Source organism: Aestuariivirga sp. (assembly GCF_020252395.1).
GTDB lineage: Bacteria > Pseudomonadota > Alphaproteobacteria > Rhizobiales > Aestuariivirgaceae > Aestuariivirga.
In genome coordinates this window covers 159,014-184,293 of sequence record NZ_JADCDB010000004.1, presented here as the reverse complement: position 1 = coordinate 184,293, position 25,280 = coordinate 159,014, and the positions used below count along the sequence as shown (strand labels likewise).

Here is a 25,280-nt window from a genome sequence, read left to right as displayed (position 1 = left end):
CCAAATCCGTCATCCCGGCGCCGGGATGACGGATTTGGGGGTCCGGAGAAAAGATTCACAATGTCTATCAGCAGGAACTTTCCGTCCCGTATATGGCACATCTAGGATTAAAAGTCAAGGAATTATTTCCAAAATGATGTGCGGCTTCCCTCCTCTCCCGTTGAAGCGGGAGAAGATGTTCCTCCGCGCCGTTACCGCTGGCTGACCTTCCAGTCCGGATTGATCCACGGCTCCTGGTTGGACGGCGCAAGCGGCTGCTTGCCGAGGATGTGATCGCTCGCCTTCTCGCCGATCATGATGGCCGGTCCGTTCAGGTTGCCGTTGGTGACCTGCGGCATGATGGAGGAATCGGCCACCCGCAGGCCCTCGATACCGATCACCCGGCACTCCGGGTCCACCACCGCCGCCGGATCATCGACCGCACCCATCTTGCATGTGCCGCAGGGGTGATATGCACTCTCGCAATGCTCGCGGATGAAGGCGTCGATCTCGGCATCCGTGTTCACCTTTGGCCCCGGCTGGATTTCGTCTGCCGCGAAGCGCCGCATGGCCGGTTGCTGGAACAATTCGCGCGTGAGCCTGACGGCGCGGCGCCATTCCGGCAGGTCGTCTGGGTGGGTGAGGTAGTTGAACAATATCTGCGGCGGCTGCCGCGCCTGTGTGCTCCGCACACGGACGAAACCTCGCGACTTGGCGCGCATTGGCCCCACATGCACCTGGAAGCCGTGCCCCGCGAAGGCAGCCTTGCCGTCATAACGCATGGCGGCGGGCAGGAAGTGATACTGGATGTCGGGATACTGCACACCCGCGGCGGAGCGGATGAAGCCGCAGGTTTCGAAATGGTTTGTGGCGCCCAGCCCGGACTTGAAGAACAGCCACTCGGCCCCAATCAGACCCTTGGAGAACCAGTTGAGCTTCGAGTACAGCGTCACCGGTTCCTTCGACTTGACCTGGAAATAGATTTCGAGATGGTCGTGCAGGTTCTCGCCTACGCCCGGCAGCGCGTGGACCACGTCGATGCCCGCGGCCTTGAGAACCTCAGGCGCTCCAACGCCGGACATCTGGAGGAGCTTGGGCGAATTGATGGAAGAGGCGGCGATGATCACCTCGCGCCTGGCCTTCACCTGCCTCATTTCGCCGCCCACGTCATATTCGACGCCCACGGCGCGCCTGCCCTCGAGGATGACGCGGTGCGCAAAGGCCCTGGTGATGAGCTTCACGTTGCCACGCTTCAGCGCGGGCTTGAGATAGGCATTTGCGGCTGACCAGCGGATGCCATTGTGAACGGTCATCTCCATCGGGCCGAAACCCTCCTGGGCGCGGCCGTTGTAATCTTCGGTGACGGGATAGCCCGCCTCGCGGCCCGCTTCGACGAAGGCCTGGTAGAGCGGGTTGTCGCGGCGCCCACGGCGCACATGCAGCGGGCCCTTCGTGCCCCGCCAGCCGTCTTCGCCGTCGGGGCAGGATTCTTGGCGCTTGAAATAGGGCAGCACGTGGCGGAAGCCCCAGCCTTTGGCGCCCATCTCCTCCCAGGTGTCGAAGTCCCTGGCGTGACCCCGCACATAGACCATGCCGTTGATCGAGGAGGAGCCTCCCACCACCTTGCCGCGCGGGGTCGCCAGCCTGCGGCCGCCGAGGCCGGGCTCGGGGTCGGACTCGAAGCCCCAATTATAGAGCTTCATGTTCATGGGATAGGAGAGGGCGGAGGGCATCTGGATGAAGGGCCCGCGGTCGCTGCCGCCATATTCCAGCACGCAGACCGAGTTCTTGCCCTCCTCCGACAGGCGATAAGCCATGGCGCAGCCGGCCGAGCCCGCGCCAACGATGACGAAGTCGAAAGCCTCATTCATTTGCCGCGCCGCTCGCTGTCCGACAGGGTCTCGATCTCGGCGATGCGGGCCTCTGTCTCATGCCATGAGGCGTTGACGGTCGCGGCCACCAGGGCCTCGGCCAGGAACAGCGGCACGACGTTCGAGTCCCAGCTCGACGGCGCCTCGATGCGCAAGGGAATTGAATGCACGGCAAGTCTCGCGATTGGGGATATCCACTGATCGGTAATGAGCACGATCGTTGCTCCCCGCTCTCGGGCGGAAGCGGCAAGATCGAGCATGCGGGCGTCATAACGGCGGATATCGAAGAACAGCAGCACGTCGTTCTTGTCCGTGTCGATCAGGTATTGCGGCCAGACGGTGGGGGTGGAGGGCATCAGGCTTACCCCGGGCCGCGCCATCTGCAGGTGGGTGACGAGATAGGCGGCAATCGCCCCGGTGATCCGCCCGCCCGCCACGAAGACCTTGCGTTTCCGGTCTGCCATCAGCCCCACGATGGCGTCGAAGGCGCGGTGGTCCATCAGCTTCAGCGAGCCCGAGAGATTCTCCATCGCCGCCGTGGCGAAGGTGTTGAGGATGTGGGTGTCGGGCGCCTCGGCCGCCCAGCGGTCGTGTTTCGCGATCGGGTTCTGCAACTGGGCGGAGAGTTCGGAGCGCAACTCCTCCTGGAAGGCGGGGAAACCGGAGAAGCCCAGCTTTTTTGCCAGCCGCAGCACCGAGGGGGTGGAGACATCCGCCTCGCGCGCGAAGCCGGTGATTGAGCCCAGCCCCGCCATGGGATAGTTGGCGAAGAGTGCGGCCATCAGCTTGCGCTCCGCCGCGGTCAGTTCGCCGGACATCAGGCGCAGTCTCTCGGCAACCGTGGTGGCGCGCTGCGGCGGCATATATCTCTCCCCCATGCCTGCAACCACTGTAACGAATTTGACAGGCTTCATACAATCTGAAATCATCGCTTCAACAACGCGATTTTCCGGAGATTTCGCGCATGGGAGCGCTGCTCCAGCAGGGCGAGGAGAGCCCGTTCATTGCCGTCAACGAGCAGGGCCGCTCGCCCTTCGTGCTGATCTGCGAACACGCCTCGAATGCGATGCCGGAGAAACTCGGCACGCTGGGCCTGCCCGAGGCCGAACTTACCCGCCATATCGCCTGGGACATCGGGGCGGAGAAGGTGGGCCGCCTGCTTTCGCGCCTGATGGATGCCCCGCTGCTGCTGCAGCGCTATTCGCGACTGGCCTATGACTGCAACCGCCCGCCGGAATCGCCGGACTCGATTCCGGAGATGAGCGAACTCACCGCCATTCCGGGCAACAGGAAGCTGTCCGCCGAAGACAGGCTGGCGCGCGCCCGTGAAATCTACCGGCCCTTCCATGACGGCGTTTCGGCCGTGCTCGACGGGCGCGCGGCGGGCGGGCAGCACTCGCTGGTCGTCTCCATCCATTCCTTCACGCCGGTCTACAAGGGCAAGCCCAGGAGTGTCGAACTCGGCATCCTGCATGACCGGGACACCACGCTGTCTTCCAAGCTCATCAAAAGCTTCCCCAACGTCGATGCCCGGCTGAACGAGCCTTATGGTCCGAAGGACGGTGTGCTGCACACGCTGAACCTGCATGGCTTCGCCCGCGGGCTGCAGCACGCCATGATCGAAATCCGGAATGACCTGGTCGCCACCGGCCGGGGACAGGATGAATGGGCCCAGCGCCTGTCGGTGCCGCTGATCCAGGCCGCAACGAAATAAAGATTGATCGAGGGAGTAACGACCATGAGCGACGGCATGCTGACTCTGGACCAACTGAAGGCCGAGGTGAAGGCCGGCGCCATCGACACGGTGGTGGCCGCCATGGTCGATCTGCAGGGCCGCCTCATCGGCAAGCGCTTCCATGCCAAGTTCTTCGCCGATGGCGGCTATGAGGAGACGCATGGCTGCAACTACCTGCTCGGCGTCGACATCGAGATGGAGCCGGTTCCCGGCTACAAGGCGACGAGCTGGGAGAAGGGCTATGGCGACTTCGTGCTGAAGCCCGACATGGCAACGCTGCGCCGCACGCCGTGGCTTCCCGGAACCGCACTCGTCCTCTGCGACATCCTCGACCACCATACCCATGAGGACGTGCCGCATTCGCCGCGTGCCATCCTCAAGAAGCAGTTGCAGCTCATCGAGAAGATGAAGATGAAGGCCTACATGGCCTCGGAGCTCGAGTTCTTCCTGTTCGACGACACTTACGAGGTGGCGCACCAGAAGGGATACCGCAACCTCAAGACGGCCGGTTACTACATCGAGGACTATCACATCCTGCAGACCTCCAAGGAGGAGGTCTACATGCGCGCGCTGCGCAACGGCCTCGCGGGCGCCGGGATCCCGGTCGAGAACTCCAAGGGCGAATGGGGCCCGGGCCAGGAGGAGATCAACGTCCGCTACGCCGAAGCGCTCGAGATGGCGGACCGCCACGCCATCATCAAAAACGGCGCCAAGGAGATCGCCTACAATGTGGGGAAGTCGGTCTGCTTCATGGCGAAGTGGGACTATGGCATGGCCGGCAATTCCTCCCACATTCACCAGTCGCTGTGGTCGCTGGACGAAAAGCCGCTCTTCGCCGACAAAAAGGGCGAGCATGGCATGTCGCCCCTGATGAAACACTATCTGGCGGGCCAGCTCGCGCATGCGGGCGAGATCACCTATTTCCTCGCCCCCTACATCAACTCCTACAAGCGCTTCATGGCCGGCACCTTCGCGCCCACCCGCGCGGTGTGGAGCTTCGACAACCGCACGGCGGGCTTCCGCATCTGCGGGGCGGACACCAAGGCGATCCGCGTCGAATGCCGGATCGGTGGCGCGGACCTCAATCCCTATCTCGCCTTTGCAGCGCTGATCGCCGCGGGCCTCGACGGCATCGAGAAGAAGATGGAGCTGGAGCCGGTGGTGTCCGGCGACATCTACGACACCTCGCGGCGCTTGCGCGAAATCCCAAAGACGCTGCGCGAGGCGACGAGGCTTCTCGACGAGTCGGACTTCCTGCGCAAGGCGATGGGCAATGACGTGGTCGACCACTACGTCCACACCGCTGAGTGGGAGCAATTCGAATTCGACCGCCGCATCACCGACCTGGAGCTGAAGCGCGGGTTTGAGCGGTATTAATCAGACTTACGGCATCAGGAGACACAGCCCATGGCCATTCCGAACCGCAACATCAATTACCCGACGGCCATCAAGTATGGCGCGGGCCGTATCAAGGAGCTGGCCGAATTCTGCAAGGCCAACGGCATCAAGCGGCCGCTGGCCGTCACCGACAAGGGCCTTGCCGCCATGCCGATGGTGGCGGAGATCATGACCGGCCTGAAGCAGGCTGGCCTCAAGGCCGCGCTCTTCGCCGACGTGCGCCCTAATCCGGTCGAGGAAAACGTGCTCGCCGGCTGCAAGGCCTTCAAGGACGGCAAGCATGATGGCGTCGTGGCGATTGGCGGCGGCTCGGGCCTCGACACCGGCAAGATGATCGCGCTGATGCATTCGCAAAGCATCTCGATATTTGAATTGGAAGACATCGATGACTGGTGGACCAGGGCTGACGCCTCGCTGATTGCGCCCATCATCGCCGTGCCGACCACGGCGGGAACGGGCTCGGAAGTGGGCCGCGCCGGCGTCATCACTCATCCGATCACGCATGAGAAGAAGATCATCTTCCACCCGGCCATCATGCCGAAGGTAGCACTGCTCGATCCGGAGCTCACCGTGGGCCTGCCGCCGAAGCTCACCGCCGCCACCGGCATGGACGCGCTGGCCCACAACCTCGAGGCCTATTGCGCGCCCTTCTATCACCCCTGGTCGCAGGGCGTGGCGCTGGAAGGCATGCGGCTGGTGAAGGACAACATCGTCAAGGCGGTGAAGAAGCCGAAGGATCTTGATGCGCGCGGCAACATGCTCGTCGCCTCCGCCATGGGCGCCACCGCCTTCCAGCGCGGGCTTGGCGCCATCCATGCTTTGGCGCATCCCTTCGGCGGCCTTTACGATGCGCATCACGGCCTGCTCAATGGCATCATCATGCCCTATGTGCTGAAGGCCAACCGCCGCAAGATCGAGACGGACATCGCGCGCGCCGCGGCCTACTTAGGCATCAAGGGCGGCTTCAACGGCTTCCTCAAGTGGATCCTCGCGCTCCGCAAAGAGATCGGCATTCCGCATGCGCTGAAGGACATCGGCATCGACACCAAGCGCCTTGACGAGGTGGCGAAGATGGCGATCAAGGATCCCTCCGCCGGGGGCAACCCGATTCAGTTCACCGAGAAGCAGTACAAGGCGCTGGCAAAGAAGTGCGTGACGGGCGATCTCTGACGCCGTCAGCCGCCCGGCGTTTCCTCGACGTGGAACTCGACTTCGATTTCGCCCGCATTCAGGAAATCCAGAATGATGGTGAAGCGCTGGTCGAGGAGAAGCGGGTTCCTGAGGCTCATGAGGCGGAGATGCCGCGCCGTGGGCCTCATGGGCAAGGGCTTGCCGGGTTCGAGCGGGAATGAACTGAGCGGCGGATCATCGTAACGGTTGTTCCGCCGCAATTCGATTGTTCCGCAGACGGATGATCGCGCCGCCACCAGTTCATCCGGCGTCTTGCCGTTGTTGACAATGGGCACGAAGGCCTGGCCCTCGCCCGGGATCTGGCTCGGCAGCGCCCAGGCGTGACCGATGGCAAGATCGCCCAGCCGATAGGAATGCGCGCGGGCGGGGGCGGGGCAGGCGGCGAGCCCCGCGAGGCTCAGGATCAGGCGGCGTCTGTGCATCAACATGGGCGCCTTATGCCACGCTTGCCGCCAGGTTTCGGCGCGGCATCATGACCGCCCCCCTGTGACTCTCCACCAACCTCCGATTCCGTTGCGCTTGACTCTGTGTTCGGTTTATGGAACAAAATAAGAACATTCTGGATCATTCGGTCATGCGTATGGGAACGGCACATCATGGTGCGCGGGGCGGAGAAACTTGCGCCAGCGCCGCTCCTTTCCGGCGCGGCGAAGATGTTTCGCCACTCATCGAAGCCCTGCGTGCGCATATCACGCGGCTGGAGCAGGGGCATGCGCAGTTCGAGCGGCAGAAAAGCCGGGCGTCTCCCTGGCTGACGGGGCTTGCCGAACTCGACCGGCATCTCCCTGCGCAGGGGCTGCAGCGGGCGGGGCTGCATGACGTTTCCCCGCGCGCCTATGGCGACCAGCCGGCGGCGATGGGCTTCGCGCTGGCGCTGGCCCTGCGGCGGCTGAGCGACGTGGGCGAACGCCGGCCCCTGCTGTGGTGCCGGCTGGCCGCGCATGAGCGCGAGCATGGACGGCTCTATGGCCATGGGCTGGAGCGCCTCGGTCTGCCGCGCCACCGCTTCGTCACCATCACGCTGAAGAAGCCGGCGAATCTCTTGTGGACCATGGAGGAGGCGCTGAAGTCTGGCGCCGTTGCCGCCGTGCTGGGCGATGCCGAGGCGGCCCATGCCGGCCTGACCACCACGCGCCGCCTGTCGCTTGCGGCAGCGGCGGGGAAATCTGCGGCGATCCTCACCTTCGCGCGGCCGGATTGTGCCGCGACCGCCAGCCACACGCGCTGGACGGCGGCGGCCGTGCCCTCGTCGAGCCCCGTCCATGACGCAGCGGCACCGGGCGCACCCTGCTGGAACATCGAACTCACCCGCGCCCGGGGCGGCCGCCCCGGCGCCTGGATTTTGGAATGGCATCATGCGCAGTCTCGTTTCTCTCTGGTTCCCGGACTTTCCCGTCGAGCGGTTCATCCGCTCACGGATCAAGATGGGCCGCAAGCCGCCCGCCAAGGGCCTGCCCTTCGCGCTGGTTGAGAGCGGAAAGTCCGGCCTGCGCCTGATCGCGGTGAATGCCACGGCGCGCAGCTTCGGGCTGATGCGCGGCATGCGGCTGGCGGATGCGCGAGCGCAACTGCCGGAGCTTCTGACCGAACCGCATGAGCCGGAGGAGGACATGAACAGCCTGCTCGGCCTGTGCCGCTGGATGGAGCGCTACAGTCCCTGGGTGGCGCCCGATGCGCCTGACGGAATCTTGCTGGACGTGACCGGCGTGCCGCACCTCTTCGGCGGAGAGCAGCGCATGATGGCCGAAATCCGCCAGCGGCTGGCGCAATATGGCTTCAGCGTGCGGATCGGGCAGGGCGCCACGCTGGGCGCCGCCTGGGCGCTCGCCCGCTATGAGGCAAAGGACATCCAGCCGCTGCCCGTCGAGGCCCTGCGCATCGACGGCACGGCGGCGAAGACACTCAGGCGGCTGGGCCTCAAGACGGTTGGATCGCTGCTCGCCATTCCGCGCGCCTCGCTGGCGCGCCGCTTCCGTGGCGAGACCATCGGCGAGAATGTTCTGATCAGGCTCGATGAGATGATGGGGGTGCGCGACGAGCCGCTGAACCCGCTCAATCCACCCACCTCCTTCATCGCGCATCGCGCGCTGATGGAGCCGGTCATGCATGCCGAGGGGCTGGAAATCGTTCTTGAGGGGCTGGTCAACCAGCTCTGCCGGGATCTCGAGAGCAAGGGCAAGGGCGCGCTGCGGCTCATCCTCAAGCTGTTCCGCGTCGATGGTTCACGCGCCAATCTGCCGGCGGGCTTCTCGGTGGCGAGCCATGATCCGCGCCACATGCTGCGCGTCTTGAAGCCGAAATTGGAAACGGTCGATGCCGGCTTCGGCATCGATGCAATGACGCTGGAGGCGCGCGAGACGGCGGAGGGCCTCGTGCAGCAGCACGGCTTCCTCGATGATGACAGCACGCTGGCGCTGGAGCAGCTGAACGACCGCGTGCTGAACCGCCACAAGCAGCAGTTCGTGGCGCTGGAGGATGTGGAGAGCCACATTCCCGAACGCGCCGAGATGCCGCGCCCCTCGGCCCGCACCTTGCCGCCGAAACCTGCGCGCCCGGCGCCCACGGCGCGGCCGCTTCTCATTTTCGAAGAGCCGGAGGCCGCCAAGGTGGTGGCCGCCGTGCCGGATGGGCCGCCGATGCGGTTCACCTGGCGGCGCGTGACGCGGCGCGTGGCGAAGGCGCAGGGGCCGGAGCGCGTGGCGCCGGAGTGGTGGCGGCTCACCGCCGGCGAGCGGCCGCGCGATTACTATGTGATCGAGGACGAGCAGGGCCGCCGTTACTGGCTCTACCGCGAGGGGCTCTATGGCGAGCCGGGTGAAGAGCAGCCGAAATGGTACGTGCACGGATTGTCGGCATGACCAGCTACGCCGAGCTGCAGTGCACCAGCAATTTCTCCTTCCTGCGCGGGGCCTCCCACCCGGAGGAGATCGCCATGCAGGCGAAGCATCTGGGGCTTGCGGCGCTGGCGGTGACCGACCGCAACACGCTGGCCGGCGTGGTGCGGGCGCATGCGGCGGCGAAGGATGCGGAATTGCCCTTCATCGTCGGCACAAGGCTGGACCTGCAGGAGCCGGGGATTTCCTTTCTGGCCTATCCCACCAACCGCCAGGCCTATGGCGCGCTCTGCCGCCTGCTCAGCATGGGCCAGCGCCGGGCGGAGAAGGGCCAGTGCCTGATCACGCTGGAGGATGTCTATGCCCATGCGCCGGGCATGATCTTCGCGCTGCTTTCCGAAGGGGCCGATCGCCTCTCCGGCATCCGCAAGCGCCTCAAGGCGCCGCTCTACCTCGCTGTGAGCCACCAGTATCGCGGTGACGACAAGGAACGCATCAACCGGCTTGCCGAACTGGCGCAGCGCAACCAGACGGGGCTGGTCGCCACCAATGACGTGCTCTATCACCATGCCTCGCGCCGCGTGCTGCAGGATGTGGTGACGGCGATCCGCGAGGGCGTCACCATCGCGGAAGCCGGTTACCTGCTTGAAGCCAATGCCGAGCGCCACCTCAAGACGCCTGAGGAAATGGGGCGCCTCTTCCGCGACCATCCTTCGGCCATCGCCAACACGCTGGCCATCGCCAAGGCTTGCCGCTTCTCGCTGGAGGAACTCAAATACGAATATCCCGAGGAGCCTATTCCGCAAGGTTCCACGCCCCAGGCGCATTTGACGCATCTCGCCTGGGAAGGAGCCAAGGAGCGCTATCCTGACGGCATTCCGCCGAAGGTGAGGGAGAATATCGCCAAGGAGCTCGCCCTCATCGAGAAGCTCAACTACGCGCCTTACTTCCTCACCGTGCACGACATCGTCCATTACGCCCGGACGCAGGATCCCCCGATCCTGGCCCAAGGGCGGGGGTCGGCCGCCAATTCCACTGTCTGCTATGTCATTGGCATCACGGCGGTCGACCCCAACCAGATCGAGCTCCTGTTCGAGCGCTTCATCTCGGAGGAGCGGAAGGAGCCTCCCGACATCGACGTCGACTTTGAGCATGAGCGGCGCGAGCAGGTGATCCAGTATATCTACCAGCGTTATGGCCGCGAGCGGGCGGGGCTTGCCGCCACGGTCATCACCTATCGCGGCCGTTCGGCGATGCGCGAGGTCGGCAAGGCGATGGGGCTGTCGGAGGATTTGACGGCAACGCTCGCCGGCATCGTCTGGGGCCAGATGCGCGAGGAGATGCACAATGGCCGCTTGAAGGAAGCTGGCCTCGACCCGGACGATCCGCTGCTCGCCAAGGTGATCGGGCTTGCCGATGATATCCAAGGCTTTCCGCGCCATCTTTCGCAGCATGTGGGTGGCTTCGTGCTGACCAAGGGGCGGCTCGATGAAACGGTTCCCATCGGCAATGCCGCGATGGAGGGGCGCACCTTCATCGAATGGGACAAGGACGACATCGATACGCTGGGCATCCTCAAGGTCGATGTTCTAGCGCTCGGCATGCTCACCTGCATCCAGAAGAGCTTCGAGATGATGGAGGCGTGGTACGGCCTCAAATATTCCCTCGCCACGCTGCCGCGCGAGGACAAGGCGGTCTATGACATGCTTTGCAAGGCGGATTCCGTCGGCGTGTTTCAGGTGGAGAGCCGGGCGCAGATGAACATGCTGCCGCGCCTGAAGCCGCAGTGCTTCTACGATCTCGTCATCGAGGTGGCGATCGTGAGGCCCGGCCCCATCCAGGGCGACATGGTGCATCCTTACCTGCGCCGCCGCGACGGGATCGAGCCTGAGGACTATCCCGCGCCCCACCCCGATTTCGGCCCGCCGGACGAATTGCGCCAGGTGCTGGGCCGCACCAGGGGCGTGCCGCTGTTCCAGGAACAGGCGATGAAGCTCGCCATGGTCGCCGCCGAATTCACGGCGGGAGAATTGAACGAGCTGCGCAAGGCCATGGCCACCTTCAGGCGGCGCGGCACCATCGGCCGGCTGGAGCAGAAGATGGTGAGCCGCATGGTGGAGCGCGGCTATGATGCCGCCTTTGCCGCGCGCTGCTTCAGCCAGATCAAGGGATTCGGCGAATATGGCTTTCCCGAAAGCCATGCCGCCAGCTTCGCGCATCTGGTCTATGTCTCGTCCTGGCTCAAGCATCATTACCCGGAGGTCTTCGCGGCGGCCCTCCTCAACTCGCAGCCCATGGGCTTCTATGCGCCCGCCCAGATCGTGCGCGATGCGCGTGAGCATGGGGTGGAGGTGCGGCCCGTGGACGTCAGCCATTCGCGCTGGGACTCGATCATGGAGACGCCATCACGCGGCGAGCGGGCGGCGATGCGGCTCGGTTTCCGCGAGGTCGATGGATTGCGCGCCGAGGATGTGGCGCTGCTGCTGCAATATCGCTCGCAGAAGAAGCCGATGAGCATCGCCGATCTCCATGGCTTCGGCGTGCCGGTGGCGGGTTTGGAGAGGCTCGCCGCCGCCGACTGCTTCCGCTCATTGGGCCTCGACCGGCGTGCGTCACTGTGGGAGGTGAAGGCGCTGACCAAGGCCAAGGCCCTGCCGCTCTTCGCCTTCGCCGGCACGCGCGAGCAGGGGGAGGAGGCGCATGTGGCGCTCCCCGGCATGCCGCTCTCCGAACATGTGGTGAATGATTACCAGACGCTGAAACTGTCGCTGAAGGCGCATCCGATGCAGTTCCTTCGCAGGCTGTGCGCCGGGCGCAAGGTGACGGACACGGAGAAGCTGAAGACGCTGCGCAATGGGGCGCCAGTCACCGTGGCCGGTGTCGTGCTGGTGCGGCAGCGGCCGGGCTCGGCCAAGGGCGTGGTCTTCCTCACCCTGGAGGACGAGTTCTCGGTGTGCAACGCGGTGATCTGGCCGCAGGTGCTGGAAACCTGCCGCGCCGTGGTGATGGGCGCGCGGCTGATGCTCATCAAGGGCCGCGTGCAGCGGACTGGCGGCATCATCCACGTGGTGGCGGGCGCCGTCGAGGATCATTCGGACTGGCTGGCGCTGCTCACGGAGGAGGGAACGCTGCTGCGCAATCCACTGGCCCGCGCCGACGAGGTGGCAAGGCCGGGTCCCGATCCGCACCAGCAACAGCCCCCGGCGCGTCACCCGCGCCAGGTGCGGGTGATCCCGAAGAGCCGGGATTTTCACTGATCAGCTGTTCAGCCACCAGATGGCGAAGTTGAGGATGGCGGCGAAGCTCACCCAGGCGAGATAGGGCACGAAGAGCCAGCCAGCCGTCGCCTGCCGCCCGAAGAAGGCCAACATGGTGAGCGCCACCGAGCCGACGAGGAACACCACCTCGACCAGCGCCCAGCCCGGCGAGCGCAGGCCGAAAAAAACCAGCGACCATAGCAGGTTGAAACCCAGCTGTGCGAAGAACAGCAGCATGGCGGGGCCGATGCGGTCCTTCGTTCGCCACACCAGCCAGGCGGCGGCGCCCATCATGATGTAGAGCAGCGTCCAGACCGGCGCGAAGACCCAGTTGGGTGGGTTCCACGAAGGCTTGTTGAGATTTACATACCAGGTGTCGATGGAATTCTGCGTGGCGAAGCCGCCGATCGAGCCGACGGCGAGGCAGAGCAGGACGAAGCCTGCGAGGACGAGCCATTGATGGCGGGGGGCAACAGTTTGCATGCGCGCTCACATCATGGCGTTGGTGGAGCCCAACGAGCCGAGAAACAGAATCGTTCCGAGGAAGGCTATCACGGTTCCACCGGCGAAGCGCAAGCCGATCCCCGCCCAGTCGAGAAGGCCCGACTTGCCGCGCATCATCCGTGCGGCGATCTTCTTGCCATAGACGGCGATGGCGGCGATCATCGAAACAGTGATGAAGGTGCCCAGCGCCATGGCGAAGGTCGACGCGATACCGGCCCAGTAAAGCCCCAGCCCATTGGCGAAGACCAGCACCAGGATCGCCCCCGTGCAGGGCCTGATCCCCACCGCGAAGGCCAGCGAGAAGGCCTTCGCGAAGGAAAAGTCTCCGGCGAGGTCCTTTGCCTCCGGCAGGTGCGAGTGGCCGCAGCCGCAGTCGGGGCCATGCACGTGATTGGCGGCGGTCGCGCTCGTCATCGGCTGGAAGCTGGCGAAATCGGAGAGGGCGATGGACTGGCGCGTGGCGAGACCGGCAACGGCCGGTGCGGCAGCGGCGCGCCGCGCGGCCAGCAGGCGCAGCGCTGTCCAGATGAGATAGAGCCCGAGCAGGCCGATCAAGGCGTAGCTGGCGCTTTCGAGCACGCCCGCCACGTCGCGCGCCGTGGAGCCGACGCTGGCCACCACGAAGAACAGAACACTCACCAGCACGATGGCGGTGAGCGCCTGGATGATGGCGCTCATGAAGGAGATGAGAATGCCGCGGCGCAGTTCGCTTTCGGTAGCGAGCAGCCAGGTGGAGATCACCGCCTTGCCATGGCCCGGGCCCGCGGCGTGAAAGATTCCATAGACGAAGCTCAGCAGCATCAGCATCCAGCCTGCAGCAACAGCATTCGGGCCGCGCATGGCCTTGAGGGTGGAGGACATGCGGCCATAGAAGTTCTGCTGCTCGTCGCGCGCCCACATCACCGGGTCTTCGGTGAAGGGCGTCACCTTGATCGTGCCGTCGGCATTCTTCTTCGGCACCAGCAGCTGGCTGCGCTTGATCGTCAATTCGGGCTGGGCCTGCGTGGCCGCGCCTGCGGTTTGCGCCACCACCTGCGGAGTGGCGGCGAGAAACAGGAAGAACAGGGCCATCAGCCCCAGCAGCGCGCGCCTCACGCCTTGCATTGGATGGTGACGGGCTGGGCGAAGAGCGAGCCGAACTCCTCTTCCTCGGAGGGCTGCCAGTCGGCGCCCTTGGTGGCCAGCATGGCGCGGGTCTGCTCGATCTGCGCATCGGTGGGCACTGGCTTCACCACAGGCCCGCAAGTCTTGGGCATGTTGCCAATCACCGACACCGGCTCGTCCTTGTCATAGTCGAAGGCAATGAAGAATTCCGGGTCATAGGTCTTGAGTACGAACTCGCCCTTGGTGGGATCGAGCGGCGTCGCCAGCGGCAGCTGGAAGTGAAGCTGCAGCCTGTTTTCAGAATAAATTTGCCCGGCATCGACGGGAGCGCCCATGGCCTGCGGCTTGCTGTTGTAGCGGACGTGGGTGAAGTAGCCATAGTCCTTAAGCGAGTCGAGGTTCTCGCGGGTCAGCGGCTCGAGTTCAGAGGGGTCGTAAACGCCATCGCCATTCTTGTCCAGGCCATCGAGGGCCATCTGCGCATAGCTGTCGTCGAAGGTCCAGGAAATGTTGACGGCCGTGATCAGCCCCCGGTCGTTGAACACTATGCCGGAGTGCATCTCAATCCACACGTGCGGGTGAGCCTGCGCCGGCGTTGCCGCGGCCCAGCAGAGAATCCCCAGGGCGGGGAGCGCTTTCAGACAGGCGCCTCGCATCGACCATCTTTCCGATTCTCCCGGAGCAATGATGCGCCAATGCGGCAAAATCGTGAAGGCGTCAGCTGCCAGACAGGCAGTCCTTCAATGCTTTCGCAAGGTTCCGGAGGAGCTGCGGATAGGCCTCAGGCCCTGGTATGAGATTGGCGCCCAGCGGGTCGAGCACGCCCTCGCGGGCGCCTGTCCCCTCGATCACCGTCTGCACCGCTTTGCCGTCAAACTGCGGTTCGCGGAACACGCAGATGGCGTGGGCTGAAGCGATCTTGTCGCGCACCTCAGCCAGCCGCCTGGCGGAGGGCGCCTGGGCGGAGACGTCCGAGATCGATCCCACGCCGGCGAGGCCGAAGCGCTTCTCGAAATATTGGTAGGCGTCGTGGAAGACGATGAAGGGTTTTGACTTCACCGGGGCGAGCTCCGCGGCGATGGCGGCGGAGGTCCTGTCGATCTCCGCTGCGAAGGCCCCGGCATTGGCGCCATAAGCTGCGGCGTTGGCGGGGTCCGCCCTGGACAGCGCATCCGCCACCGCGCGCGCCATGGCCTTGGCATTTTCGGGGTCGAGCCAGATGTGGGGATCGAAGGTCAGCACGCCCTCGGCGGCGTGAGTGTCGCCGTGGTCATGGTCATGATCGCCGCCATCCGGCTCCCAGGCGCCGCCCGCGCGGATGGGAAGCCTGATAATGCCGGGGGCATCCGAGAGTTCGATGAAACGCTTGCCGTTCACCGCGTCCGACCCGCTGATCTGCGCGAGCTTCGCTTCCAGCCCCTGGCCGACGATGAACACAAGATCGGCATCGCCCAGGGCCGCGATCTGCGACGGCGTAAAGACCGCCCGGTGCTCCGACATGCTGCCCTGGAGCAGGAGCTCCGGGGTGCCCGTGCCGCCCATCACGGCGGCGGCGATCGACTGCACCGGCACCACCGAGGCAATCACCTTCGGAGCGGCGAGGGCGGGGCTGGTGGTCAGCAGGGCGGCAGCGATCAGGGCTGGCAGGTGGCGCATGGATGTCTCAATATGTAATGTTATAACGTAACATATCTGGTGCCGGGCGGCATGTCAAGCCTGACGCAGAGGTGATTGCCTGCGGCGGGCTTGCGAATTGCGATTCCCCCAGCAACCTGCCAGAGGAGAAGCATGAGCCTTGACGTCTCCGTGGGCGCCGCGCTGGTCGCCGGCGCCATCAGTTTCCTCAGCCCCTGCGTGTTGCCGCTGGTGCCGCCATACCTCTGCTTCATCACCGGCACCTCGTTGGAGGATCTGGTCGACAACAAAATGAAGCCGAAAGAGGAGCGGCGGCAGGTGCTGCTGGCCGCCCTGATGTTCGTGCTCGGCTTCTCCACCGTCTTCGTGGCGCTGGGGGCGAGCGCCTCATGGCTGGGCAGCCTGTTGCGCAGCGAGCTCGGCCGGCAGGTGGAGCTCTTCGGGTTCTCCTTTAATCCGATCACCAGTGTGGCAGGCCTCGTCATCATCGCCATGGGCCTGCACTTCCTTGGGCTGTTTCGGATGTTCTGGATCTCGCGCGAGGTACGCTATCACCACCAGTCCCACCCCGGCGGGCTCGCCGGCGCCTATCTCATCGGGCTGGCCTTCGCCTTCGGCTGGACACCCTGCATCGGCCCCGTGCTCGGCACCATCCTGACCATCGCCGCGAGCGAGCAGGACATGACGAAGGGGGCGGGGCTGCTGGCCGTCTATTCGCTCGGACTGGGCATTCCCTTTCTGCTGGCGGCGGCGGGTGTCGGCACTTTCATGGGGTTCTTCGCGGGCTTCCGGAAGCACCTGAGCCTTGTCGAGAAGATCGCCGGTGCGCTGCTCGTTCTCTCCGGCGTCATGTTCATCACCGGCGGCGTGCAGGCGGTGTCCTACTGGCTGATCGAACGTTTCCCGGTGCTGCTCAACCTCGGCTGAGTTCGATCGGCTGGCCGTGCGGCGTCGCCTTCGCCGCGCGGTCCCAGGCGTCGACGCGGGCGAGGCGCTCTGCTTCCGATATCACGCCCTTCGCCTCGACCAGCCGTTCGAGGGCAGCGAGCCAGCTTTCGTAATAGGGCCGCAGCGGATGCGCCTTCAGCTCCGCCCCCAGCGTTTCCGCCCATTCGCTCCAGCCGAAGACGCCGGCTTCGTTGAGCTGCACCGCTAGGGCGAATGCCTGCGCCTCCCAAGGTTCGTCGAAGACCGGCCCATCGGCATCCTTGGGCAGGCGCGCGGAGTCAGCAAGCTTCAAGATAGGGCTCCCACAGGTCGATGCAGACGGAATCCCGCGTGTCCTTGCCCCACAGTTCAGCACCAGTGAAGCGCACCGTGTAGAGCCACTGCGGGTCCTCGCCTTGTGCCTGGGCGTTCGAGTCCGGAAACACATGCATGCCATGCACCGCGACGATCTCGCCGCTCTTTCCCCGCGCATAGCGCGGCAGCCGGGTATGGCCTTCCGGGTTGATATTCTGTACACGGACCTTTTCGCCAATGTCGAAACCCTGCGGCCGGTTGCCCGGCCTGTCGTATGCGCTGCCGGTGGCGAGGATGGCGGGGATCATCTCCGCCGTCGCCACGCGCTTCACCGGCTTCGGCGCCACGGCCATGCGGCCCTGTTCTTCTTCCATCGCAGTGACCAGGCCCAGCTCAATCAACTGCAGGATCAGCGCATAATGGCGCATTTCGTAATAGCTTGAGCGCCAATACTGCATGGCCGGCAGCCGCTCGCGGGCGTGGCGGGCCTCGTCGATGTTCCAAGACCCCGTCATGCCCATGGCCAGCACCAGGGCAAAAGCGCGCGGCTCCCAGTCAGCATGCCAGACGGGCTCGTCCTCCGCGTGCTCAACCGGGCCGAAACCGGTGAAGCCGCCCATGTCATGCGGGCCGTTCATGCGGTGACGACACCTGTGCCGATCATGGCATTTCGGGTGACGATCGCCGCAAGTTGTTCCTCGCTCAAGCCCTCGGTGCCTTCGGGGCGCTCAGGGATCACCAGGTAGCGCACTTCCGCCGTCGAATCCCACACGCGGACTTCCCTGTCCTCCGGCACGCTCAGGCCGAATTCCCTCAGCACTTCGCGCGGCTCGATCACGGCGCGGGAGCGGTAGGGCATGGACTTGTACCACACCGGCGGCAGGCCCAGCACCGGCCACGGGTAGCAGGAGCACAGCGTGCAGACGACCATGTTGTGGGTGTCGGGCGTGTTGAACAGCGCCACCATGTGTTCGCCCTGGCGGCCGGTATAGCCGAGCGACGCGATGGCCGCGGTGGCGTCGCGCTTCAGCCAGTCGGCGAAGGCCGCGTCGGTCCAGGCCTTCGCCACCACGCGCGCGCCATTCCGCGGGCCGATCTTGGCCTCGTAGGTGTCAATCAGCACGTCGAGCGCCTTGGGATCGACATAGCCCTTTTCAACGAGCAATGATTCCAGGGCCTTTACGCGCAGCGCGATGGGGGGGAGTTCGGAGCCTTCCCCGTGATCGTGGCGGTGTCCATCATGCGCCATGTTGTAAGCCTTGCGGTTTGGCTACATCATAGATGGCAGATCCGGCGAGAGGAAGCGGCATGGAGAAGCTTGAGGGCATCAGGGCCTGCGTGTTCGACGCCTATGGAACCCTGTTCGACGTTCGGGCCCCGATGCGCAAGCTGGCCCCGGAAATCGGCCCTCACGCGGAAGAAATTTCCAGGCTGTGGCGGCAGAAGCAGCTCGAATACAGCTGGCTCCGCAGCCTTATGGGGGTGCACGCCGATTTCTGGCACGTGACAGGCGATGCGCTGGACTATGCGCTGGACCAATATGGCGTCAGCGAGCCGGGAATTCGTGACGAGATCCTGGCGCTCTATCTCAAGCTCGATGTCTATGAGGAGGTGGCAGACGCGCTCGCCGCGGTGAGGGCGAAGGGCAAGCTCACCGCCATTCTGTCCAACGGCAGCCCCTCGATGCTGGATGCGGCGGTGCGCCATGCGGGGCTCGACAAGCTGTTCAACATGGTGCTCTCGGTCGAGGATGTCGGCATCTACAAACCGTCGCGCCGCGTCTACCGCCACGCCATGCAGAAGCTGCAGATCCACGAGACGCCGTCGGTCTGCTTCGTGACGTCAAATACGTGGGACAGCCATGGCGCCGCGCAATTCGGCTTCCAGGTGGTTCGGGTGGACCGCTTCGGGCTGAAGGACGATCGGCTGCCGGGAAAGCCGGTGGCGCTGGTGAAGGACTTGAGCGAGCTGCCAGGGATCGTCTGACCTAACGCCGCGCCTCGATCGCATCCCAGATCAGGCTCGCAATGTCCGCGCCGCCGAACCTCTTCACTTCGCGGATGCCGGTGGGCGAGGTGACGTTGATCTCGGTAAGATAGCCGCCGATCACGTCGATGCCGACGAAGATCAGGCCGCGCGCCTTCAGGTCCGGCCCCAGCGCCTCGCAGATCTCATGCTCGCGCTTGGTCATGCTGGTGGGTTCCGCCTTTCCGCCCACATGCATGTTGGAGCGGTTCTCGTTCACCGCCGGCACGCGGTTGATGGCGCCCGCCGCCTTGCCATCCGCCAGGATGATCCGCTTGTCGCCCTTTCTCACGTCGGGCAGATATCTCTGCGCGATGAACGGCTCGCGGAAGGTCTGGGTGAAGAGTTCGAGAAGCGAAGAGAAATTCTGGTCGCCCTCGCCCAGCCGGAACACGCCCGCACCGCCATTGCCATAGAGCGGCTTCAGGATGATGTCGCCGTGGGCGCGGCGGAAGGCGGCGAGCTCCACGGGGTCGCGCGTGATCAGCGTCTCCGGCATGAACTGCGGATAGTTGAGGACGAAGAGCTTCTCGGGCGCGTTCCTCACTTGCGCCGGATCATTCACCACCAGCGTTTTCGGGTGGATCGTCTCCAGCATGTGGGTGGCGGTGATGTAGTTCATGTCGAAGGGCGGATCCTGGCGCATAAGCACCACGTCCTCCTTGCCAAGATCGCAGCGGCGTTCGCCGCCCAGCATGTAGTGGTTGTCCTTCTGATCGCGCACGGTGATGCCGTGGCCGGTGGCGAAGAGGGATCCCTCGCCCAGCGCCAGCGTTTTGGTCTGGTAGTAGAACAGGTGATGGCCGCGCCGCTGGGCTTCCAGCATCATGGCGAAGGTCGAATCGCCCGCGATGTTGATGGACTGGATGGGGTCCATCTGCACTGCAACCTTCAGGGCCATCTAGCCGTCTCCCTCGAACGCGTTCTCGATATGCCGGGGCCAGTGGTAGGGGGTCACCGCGACGATGTCAAAACGGCAGGCCTGCATTGCAGCCTTGCGGTCCTCCGCCATGAACTGGCGGGCAGCGGCGGCGATGCGCCGGGCCTGCCGGGGCGTGACGGAGAGAAGGGCGTCATCAAGGGTCTTCCGCGCCTTAACCTCGATGAAGGCCGTCACGTCGCCGCGGCGCATGATCAAGTCTACCTCGCCCTGGTACGCCTTGTAACGCCGGGCCAGCAGGCGCCAGCCCTTCAGCCGCAGCGCCCACATCGCGAATAGTTCCGCCGTGCGGCCCTGTTCTTCGCGTGTGCGGCGATCATTCGCCATCGCCATCCTTGCGGGCGAGAATGCGCTGGTAAACATCGGAGCGCCCAAGGCTGAAGCGCTTCGCCACCTCGGAGGCGGCCTTGCTGGCTGGCATGCTGGCAAGAGCACCGGAGATGGCGGCGTCGAGCTCGGACTCCGAGACCTCCGCCTCGCCCTCGGGCGGGCCGACGAGCAAGGTGATCTCGCCCTTCACGCTGGCGCGGAATCCGAGTTGGGATGCGATCTCCTCCGCGCTGCCGCGCAGCACCTCTTCGTGCAGCTTGGTGAGCTCGCGCGTCACCGCCACGTGGCGGCCCGGAAGCGCAGCGGAGAGATCATGCAGCGTTTCGACGATGCGGTGCGGGCTTTCGAAGAAGATCAACGTGGCCTTGAGTTTTGCGAACTCCGCGAACAGCTTCTTCCGCTCGCCCTGCTTCTGCGGCATGAAGCCGGCGAAGAGGAAGCGGTCGGTGGGAAGGCCTGAAAGGGCGAGGCCCGTGAGCACGGCCGATGGGCCGGGGCAGGCGGTGACGGGAATGCCCAGTTCCACTGCCTCCTTCACCAGCCGGTAGCCGGGATCGGAGACGAGCGGCATGCCGGCATCCGAGATGAGCGCGATGGTGGCGCCCTGCTTCAGGCGTTCGAGTATCTCTGGCCGCACTTTCTGGGCATTGTGCTCGTGATAGGGGGCGAGGCGCGTCTTGATCGCGAAGCGTTCCATAAGTTTGCCGGAGGTGCGCGTATCCTCGCACAGCACGGTTTCCGCCGCGGCGAGCGTGGCAAGCGCGCGGACCGTCATGTCGCCCATGTTGCCGATAGGCGTGGCGACCACATAGAGCCCCGGCGCAAGCGGCTCCGCGTCGAAACGGTGAGCGCCGATGATGTAGGTAGGCGCGGCGTCGATCATTGCACTCGCACACTCCATTCCTCTCCCCCGAAGAGGGAGAGGAACACAATAGTTAACGTCTACCGTAGTGTCAGCCCGCCAGTTCCGCAATCACCGCATTGAGCAGCTTGCGGCCATCGGCAGTGGCCATCAGCCGTTGGCCGTTGCGCCGGATCAACCCCATGGATTCCACGCCCGCGATCTTGGACGAATCGATCTCGCGTCCCGCCAGCGTGGCATAGCGGTCCATGTCGATCCCTTCGGCGATGCGCATGCCCATCAGCAGATATTCGCTGGCCTGATCTGCGGGCGGCACAGCGGTGTCGGAGACGATGCCGTGGCCTTGGCTGCGCACCAGTTCACGCCACGTCTCCGGGTGGCGTTCGGCGATCAGCGCGCGGCGGTTCTCGGCCTCAGCGAGGCGGCTGTGCGCGCCGGGGCCGGCGCCGGCATATTCTCCATAGCGCCAGTAGAGCAGGTTGTGCTGCGACTCCTGGCCGGGCCGCGCATGGTTCGAAATCTCGTAGGTCGCGAGGCCTGCCGCCTCGGTCAGCTCCTGCGTGATGTCATAGAGGTCGGCGGCGCGGTCATCGCCCGGCGTGTGCAGGCGGCCCTTTTCGTGTAGATCGAAATAGGCGGTGCCGGGCTCGATGGTGAGCTGGTAGAGCGACATGTGGCCCTGCTGCTCGGCCAGCGCGCGGGTGAGTTCGGCGCGCCATTGTTCCGGCGTCTGGTTCGGCCGCGCATAGATCATGTCGAAGGAGCAGCGTGGGAAAACTTTCGCCGCGAGGCGGAAGGCGGCGATGGCTTCCTCGGAGGAATGTTGGCGGCCCAGCGCCTTGAGGTCTCCTTCATTCAGCGCCTGCACGCCGACGGACACGCGGTTGACGCCCGCCGCGCGATAGCCGCGGAAATTCCCGGCCTCGATGGAAGTCGGGTTGGCCTCGAGCGTGGTCTCCACATCCCGCGACACGGGCCAAAGCTTGGCGATGGTATCGAGCACATGGCCGACGGCTTGCGGAGGCATCAGCGAGGGCGTGCCACCGCCGAAGAAGATCGAGGAGACGGTGCGGCCCGGCGTGCGCTCCGCGAACCACGCGAGCTCCGTGCCTAGCGCCTGCGCGAAGGACATCGTGTCCACCGCCTCGCGCCGCACATGGCTGTTGAAATCGCAATAGGGGCACTTGGCCTTGCAGAAGGGCCAGTGGACGTAAATACCGAAAGCGTCAGAAGAGATCACGGACGAGGAGTTCCAGCGCGCGGGCGCGGTGCGAGATGCGGTTCTTCTCCTCAGGCGCCAGCTCCGCGAAGGTGCGCGTTTCGCCATCCGGCACGAACATCGGGTCATAGCCGTGGCCCAATGCCCCGCGCGGCGGCCAGGCGAGCGTCCCTTGTGCGCGGCCCTCGTAGATGCGCTCCGTGCCGTCGGGCCAGATCACGCAGAGCGTGCAGGCGAAACAGGCGCGGCGCTTGTCCGGCGTGGTCGCGCCCTTGGCCTGCAGCTTCTCCTCGACGAGGCGCATGGCGCGGTTCCAGTCGCGGTCCGGCCCCGCCCAGTCGGCGGTATGGACACCGGGCTCGCCATCGAGTGCTTCGACGCAAAGGCCGGAGTCATCGGAGACGGCGATCAGCCCGCTCGCGGTCATGGCGGAGAGCGCCTTGATGCGGGCATTGCCGGCGAAGGTGTTCTCGGTCTCGGCCGGTTCGGGCAGGCCCAACGCTCCTGCGCTCACTGCCTCCACCCCATAGGGCTTCAGCAGCGCGGCGAATTCCTCAAGCTTGCCCTTGTTGTGGGTGGCGATGACGATCTTCGCATCGCGGAGCGTGCGCATCAGGCGATGGCCTCCTTCTGCTTGGCCACGAGTTCGCCGATGCCTTTCTTGGCCAGTGCCAGCAGTTCGGCGAGTGTCGCCTCGGAGAAGGGTTCGCCCTCCGCCGTGCCCTGGATCTCGACGATGCCGCCGGAGCCGGTCATCACGAAGTTGGCGTCGGTGCCGGCAGACGAGTCCTCGGGATAGTCGAGGTCCAGCACCGGGGTTTCGCCATGGATGCCGCAGGAGATGGCGGCGACATGGTCCTTCAGGGGCCATGTCTTGAACATGGCGCGCTGTTCCATCCACTTCAGGCAATCGAAGAGGGCGACCCAGGAGCCGGTGATGGCGGCGGTGCGGGTGCCGCCGTCGGCCTGCAGCACGTCGCAGTCGAGCGTGATCTGGCGTTCGCCCAGCGCGACGAGGTCGACGACGGCGCGCAGGGACCGGCCGACGAGGCGCTGGATTTCCTGGGTGCGGCCGGACTGCTTGCCCGACGCCGCCTCGCGCCTTGTGCGCTCATGCGTGGCGCGCGGCAGCATGCCGTATTCGGCGGTGACCCAGCCCTTTCCGCCGCCCTTCAGCCAGGGGGGCACGCGCTCTTCCAGCGAGGCGGTGCACAGCACATGCGTGTCCCCGAAGCGGACAAGGCAGGAGCCCTCGGCATGGCGGGTGAAGCCGCGGGTGAAGCTGACGGAGCGCAATTCATCGGGTTTCCGTCCGGAGGGACGCATTCTGGTCATTCCTTGTCTGAAAGCGGGCCTTCTACCGCGCGGATTGACCCGCGCCAACTTGATTTCTACATTCGGTGTCATGAGTATGATCCCGCCTAAACCCCTCACCGAGGAGCGGCTTTCCGGCATCGCCGGGCTCGACCAGCGCTCGCGCGACATTTTCCGCCGCCTCGTCGATACCTATCTCGCTACTGGCGAGCCCGTGGGTTCGCGCACGATTTCGCGCATCCTGCCGCAGAACCTCTCGCCCGCCTCCGTCCGCAATGTGATGATGGACCTTGAGGATGCGGGGCTGATCTTCTCGCCGCACACCAGTGCCGGCCGTATGCCCACCGAGCAAGGCCTGCGCTTCTTCGTCGATGCCGTGATGGAGGTGGGCGCCATGCCCACGGACGAGCGCGCCAAAATCGACGCGCAGATCGCCGCATCGAACCGCCAGCGAAGGGTGGAGGACCTGCTGGGCGAGGCGACCACGCTGCTCTCCGGCCTCTCGCATTGCGCTGGCGTGATCTTGGCGCCCAAGATGAATGCGCGCCTGAAGCACATTGAATTCGTCAACCTGGGGCCCGGCCGGGCATTGGTGATCCTTGTCGGCGAGGATGGCAGCGTCGAGAACCGGGTGATCGAGGTGCCGCGCGGGCTTCCGCCCTCCACCCTCGCCCAGGCGTCGAACTATCTCTCGGCGCGGTTCCAGGGCAAGACCATCGACGAGGTGCAGCGCTTCGTGCGGGACGAGATGGCGCAGCTGCGAACGGAGCTCGACGAGATTTCGGCCCGCGTTGTCGAGGCCGGGATCGGGCAGTGGTCCGGCGAGGGAGACAGCGAGGACAAGACGCTGATCGTGCGCGGCCAGGCCAACCTGATCGAGAATGCCACCGCGGCCGAGGACCTGGAGCGCATCCGCAAGCTGTTCGAGGATATCGAGAACAAAAAGGAGTTGGTGCAGCTTCTGGGGGCCGCCGAAATGGGCGAGGGGGTGCGCATCTTCATCGGCTCTGAAAACCGCCTGTTCTCCCTGTCGGGGAGCTCGATCATCGTCACGCCCTTCCGCAACTCCGAGGAGAAGATCGTGGGCGTCATGGGGATCATCGGGCCGACCCGGATGAACTATGCCCGCATCATCCCAATGGTTGATTACACCGCCAAGGCCATCGGGCGGCTGCTCACTTGATTTTTGCGGGCAGGCAGCCGATATGCCTGCCATCACGCAGATCCCAGGGACTGGAAAACCTTCAGCATGGCCGAAGACAAGAATTCCGCCGACGAGCCGAACATCGGCCTCGCCCTCGAGCAGGCGCTGGCCGAGGAACTGGATGAGCGCGACCTGGAGATCGCGAAGCTCAGGGAAGAGGCCGCATTCCTCAAGGATCGCCTGCTGCGCACCGCCGCCGACATGGACAATCTGAGAAAGCGCGCCGAGCGCGAGAAGGCGGAGGCAACGCTCTATGCCGCCACCAATTTCGCCCGTGACCTGCTGAGTGTCTCCGACAACATGCAGCGCGCGCTGGCCCACAAGCCGGCCGAAACCGCCAGCGAGGAAACCAAGAACCTCTTCGCCGGCATTGAGATGACGGAGCGCGAGTTGCTCAACGTCTTCCAGCGTTACAACATCCGCAAGGTGGAGACGGTGGGCGCCAGGTTCGACCCCAACTTCCACCAGGCGCTGTTCGAGATGCCCACCAGCGAGTATCCGCCAGGAACGGTGGTGCAGGAAATGCAGTCCGGCTTCGCCATCGGCGACCGCTGCCTGAGGCCCGCGATGGTGGGGGTTGCGAAGGCGGAGGGCTAAGGCCCCGTATTTATCTGTTACGTTTGACCCAAGTCATGG

General features: G+C 65.0%; 26 protein-coding genes. 10 read left to right on the top strand and 16 right to left on the bottom strand.

What is annotated here, in order from left to right; all coding sequences use genetic code 11:
• Positions 1–191: 191 nt before the first annotated feature.
• On the bottom strand, positions 192–1,850 hold the full coding sequence (betA, locus tag IOC82_RS04255) for a choline dehydrogenase (protein ID WP_290544937.1): 1,659 nt from the start codon (positions 1,848–1,850) through the stop codon (positions 192–194).
• Complete coding sequence (locus IOC82_RS04250; RefSeq protein WP_290544936.1) at positions 1,847–2,713, bottom strand: MurR/RpiR family transcriptional regulator; 867 nt, start codon at positions 2,711–2,713, stop codon at positions 1,847–1,849. The genes betA and IOC82_RS04250 overlap by 4 nt, the downstream gene beginning before the upstream one ends.
• Positions 2,714–2,814: 101 nt before the next feature.
• Between IOC82_RS04250 and IOC82_RS04245 the strand changes: the two genes are divergently transcribed.
• Genes IOC82_RS04245 through IOC82_RS04235 form a run of 3 tightly spaced genes read left to right on the top strand, consistent with a single transcriptional unit; the run spans position 2,815 to position 6,153 of the window.
• The gene (locus tag IOC82_RS04245) at positions 2,815–3,564 is read left to right on the top strand and encodes an N-formylglutamate amidohydrolase (RefSeq protein WP_290544935.1); all 750 of its coding nucleotides are present in this window, start codon (positions 2,815–2,817) and stop codon (positions 3,562–3,564) included.
• 24 nt (positions 3,565–3,588) lie between these two features.
• The gene (locus IOC82_RS04240; protein WP_290544934.1) at positions 3,589–4,962 is read left to right on the top strand and encodes a glutamine synthetase family protein; all 1,374 of its coding nucleotides are present in this window, start codon (positions 3,589–3,591) and stop codon (positions 4,960–4,962) included.
• Between the two features lie 30 nt (positions 4,963–4,992).
• A complete protein-coding gene (locus IOC82_RS04235) occupies positions 4,993–6,153 on the top strand; it encodes an iron-containing alcohol dehydrogenase (RefSeq protein WP_290544933.1) in 1,161 nt (386 codons plus the stop codon).
• Positions 6,154–6,158: 5 nt separating this feature from the next.
• On the opposite strand, the gene IOC82_RS04230 is transcribed toward IOC82_RS04235, so the two are convergent.
• Positions 6,159–6,596: a copper chaperone PCu(A)C gene (locus tag IOC82_RS04230; protein WP_290544932.1), complete on the bottom strand. Its 438-nt coding sequence runs from the start codon at positions 6,594–6,596 to the stop codon at positions 6,159–6,161.
• Positions 6,597–6,748: 152 nt separating this feature from the next.
• Between IOC82_RS04230 and IOC82_RS04225 the strand changes: the two genes are divergently transcribed.
• The 3 genes from IOC82_RS04225 to IOC82_RS04215 are packed head-to-tail and all read left to right on the top strand — an operon-like array spanning position 6,749 to position 12,265.
• Positions 6,749–7,645 carry a hypothetical protein gene (locus IOC82_RS04225; RefSeq protein ID WP_290544931.1) on the top strand — a complete coding sequence of 299 codons (897 nt, stop codon included), beginning with the start codon at positions 6,749–6,751 and terminating at the stop codon, positions 7,643–7,645.
• Positions 7,530–9,032, top strand: coding sequence for a DNA polymerase Y family protein (locus tag IOC82_RS04220; protein WP_290544930.1), 1,503 nt, complete (start codon positions 7,530–7,532; stop codon positions 9,030–9,032). Before IOC82_RS04225 ends, IOC82_RS04220 begins: the two co-directional genes overlap by 116 nt.
• The gene (locus tag IOC82_RS04215) at positions 9,029–12,265 is read left to right on the top strand and encodes an error-prone DNA polymerase (protein ID WP_290544929.1); all 3,237 of its coding nucleotides are present in this window, start codon (positions 9,029–9,031) and stop codon (positions 12,263–12,265) included. The genes IOC82_RS04220 and IOC82_RS04215 overlap by 4 nt, the downstream gene beginning before the upstream one ends.
• On the opposite strand, the gene IOC82_RS04210 is transcribed toward IOC82_RS04215, so the two are convergent.
• The 4 genes from IOC82_RS04210 to IOC82_RS04195 all read right to left on the bottom strand — a co-directional run bounded on the left by IOC82_RS04210 (position 12,266) and on the right by IOC82_RS04195 (position 15,529).
• Positions 12,266–12,748, bottom strand: a complete 483-nt coding sequence (locus IOC82_RS04210) for a TspO/MBR family protein (RefSeq protein WP_290544928.1) — start codon at positions 12,746–12,748, stop codon at positions 12,266–12,268. It abuts the gene before it with no gap.
• 6 nt (positions 12,749–12,754) lie between these two features.
• A complete protein-coding gene (locus IOC82_RS04205) occupies positions 12,755–13,864 on the bottom strand; it encodes a nickel/cobalt transporter (RefSeq protein ID WP_290544927.1) in 1,110 nt (369 codons plus the stop codon).
• Positions 13,861–14,529: a DUF1007 family protein gene (locus IOC82_RS04200; protein ID WP_290544926.1), complete on the bottom strand. Its 669-nt coding sequence runs from the start codon at positions 14,527–14,529 to the stop codon at positions 13,861–13,863. Before IOC82_RS04200 ends, IOC82_RS04205 begins: the two co-directional genes overlap by 4 nt.
• 61 nt (positions 14,530–14,590) lie before the next feature.
• A complete protein-coding gene (locus IOC82_RS04195; protein ID WP_290544925.1) occupies positions 14,591–15,529 on the bottom strand; it encodes a zinc ABC transporter substrate-binding protein in 939 nt (312 codons plus the stop codon).
• Between the two features lie 132 nt (positions 15,530–15,661).
• On the opposite strand from IOC82_RS04195, the gene IOC82_RS04190 reads away from it, so the two are divergent.
• On the top strand, positions 15,662–16,435 hold the full coding sequence (locus tag IOC82_RS04190; RefSeq protein ID WP_290544924.1) for a cytochrome c biogenesis protein CcdA: 774 nt from the start codon (positions 15,662–15,664) through the stop codon (positions 16,433–16,435).
• Here the strand turns inward: IOC82_RS04190 and IOC82_RS04185 are convergent.
• The 3 genes from IOC82_RS04185 to nthA are packed head-to-tail and all read right to left on the bottom strand — an operon-like array spanning position 16,422 to position 17,999.
• Positions 16,422–16,748 (bottom strand): nitrile hydratase accessory protein, encoded by a 327-nt coding sequence (locus IOC82_RS04185; RefSeq protein ID WP_290544923.1) that lies wholly within the window; start codon positions 16,746–16,748, stop codon positions 16,422–16,424. The genes IOC82_RS04190 and IOC82_RS04185 overlap by 14 nt on opposite strands.
• Positions 16,735–17,388 (bottom strand): nitrile hydratase subunit beta, encoded by a 654-nt coding sequence (gene nthB, locus IOC82_RS04180; RefSeq protein ID WP_290544922.1) that lies wholly within the window; start codon positions 17,386–17,388, stop codon positions 16,735–16,737. Before nthB ends, IOC82_RS04185 begins: the two co-directional genes overlap by 14 nt.
• Positions 17,385–17,999: a nitrile hydratase subunit alpha gene (gene nthA, locus IOC82_RS04175; protein WP_290544921.1), complete on the bottom strand. Its 615-nt coding sequence runs from the start codon at positions 17,997–17,999 to the stop codon at positions 17,385–17,387. Before nthA ends, nthB begins: the two co-directional genes overlap by 4 nt.
• Positions 18,000–18,058: 59 nt before the next feature.
• Between nthA and IOC82_RS04170 the strand changes: the two genes are divergently transcribed.
• A complete protein-coding gene (locus tag IOC82_RS04170; protein ID WP_290544920.1) occupies positions 18,059–18,736 on the top strand; it encodes a haloacid dehalogenase type II in 678 nt (225 codons plus the stop codon).
• Between the two features lies 1 nt (position 18,737).
• Here the strand turns inward: IOC82_RS04170 and gshB are convergent, their stop codons facing one another.
• The 6 genes from gshB to rph all read right to left on the bottom strand — a co-directional run bounded on the left by gshB (position 18,738) and on the right by rph (position 23,452).
• Complete coding sequence (gshB, locus tag IOC82_RS04165; protein WP_290544919.1) at positions 18,738–19,676, bottom strand: glutathione synthase; 939 nt, start codon at positions 19,674–19,676, stop codon at positions 18,738–18,740.
• Positions 19,677–20,042, bottom strand: coding sequence for a YraN family protein (locus IOC82_RS04160; RefSeq protein ID WP_290544918.1), 366 nt, complete (start codon positions 20,040–20,042; stop codon positions 19,677–19,679).
• Entirely contained in the window at positions 20,032–20,928 is an 897-nt protein-coding gene (rsmI, locus tag IOC82_RS04155; RefSeq protein WP_290544917.1) for a 16S rRNA (cytidine(1402)-2'-O)-methyltransferase, read from the bottom strand. The genes IOC82_RS04160 and rsmI overlap by 11 nt, the downstream gene beginning before the upstream one ends.
• Positions 20,929–20,998: 70 nt before the next feature.
• Positions 20,999–22,147 carry a radical SAM family heme chaperone HemW gene (gene hemW, locus IOC82_RS04150; protein ID WP_290544916.1) on the bottom strand — a complete coding sequence of 383 codons (1,149 nt, stop codon included), beginning with the start codon at positions 22,145–22,147 and terminating at the stop codon, positions 20,999–21,001.
• Entirely contained in the window at positions 22,134–22,739 is a 606-nt protein-coding gene (rdgB, locus tag IOC82_RS04145; protein ID WP_290544915.1) for an RdgB/HAM1 family non-canonical purine NTP pyrophosphatase, read from the bottom strand. The genes hemW and rdgB overlap by 14 nt, the downstream gene beginning before the upstream one ends.
• A complete protein-coding gene (rph, locus tag IOC82_RS04140) occupies positions 22,739–23,452 on the bottom strand; it encodes a ribonuclease PH (protein WP_290544914.1) in 714 nt (237 codons plus the stop codon). The genes rdgB and rph overlap by 1 nt, the downstream gene beginning before the upstream one ends.
• A 79-nt stretch (positions 23,453–23,531) precedes the next feature.
• Between rph and hrcA the strand changes: the two genes are divergently transcribed.
• Entirely contained in the window at positions 23,532–24,623 is a 1,092-nt protein-coding gene (gene hrcA / locus IOC82_RS04135) for a heat-inducible transcriptional repressor HrcA (protein ID WP_290544913.1), read from the top strand.
• Positions 24,624–24,689: 66 nt separating this feature from the next.
• Positions 24,690–25,241, top strand: a complete 552-nt coding sequence (gene grpE, locus IOC82_RS04130) for a nucleotide exchange factor GrpE (protein ID WP_290544912.1) — start codon at positions 24,690–24,692, stop codon at positions 25,239–25,241.
• The last annotated feature ends 39 nt before the right edge of the window (positions 25,242–25,280 follow it).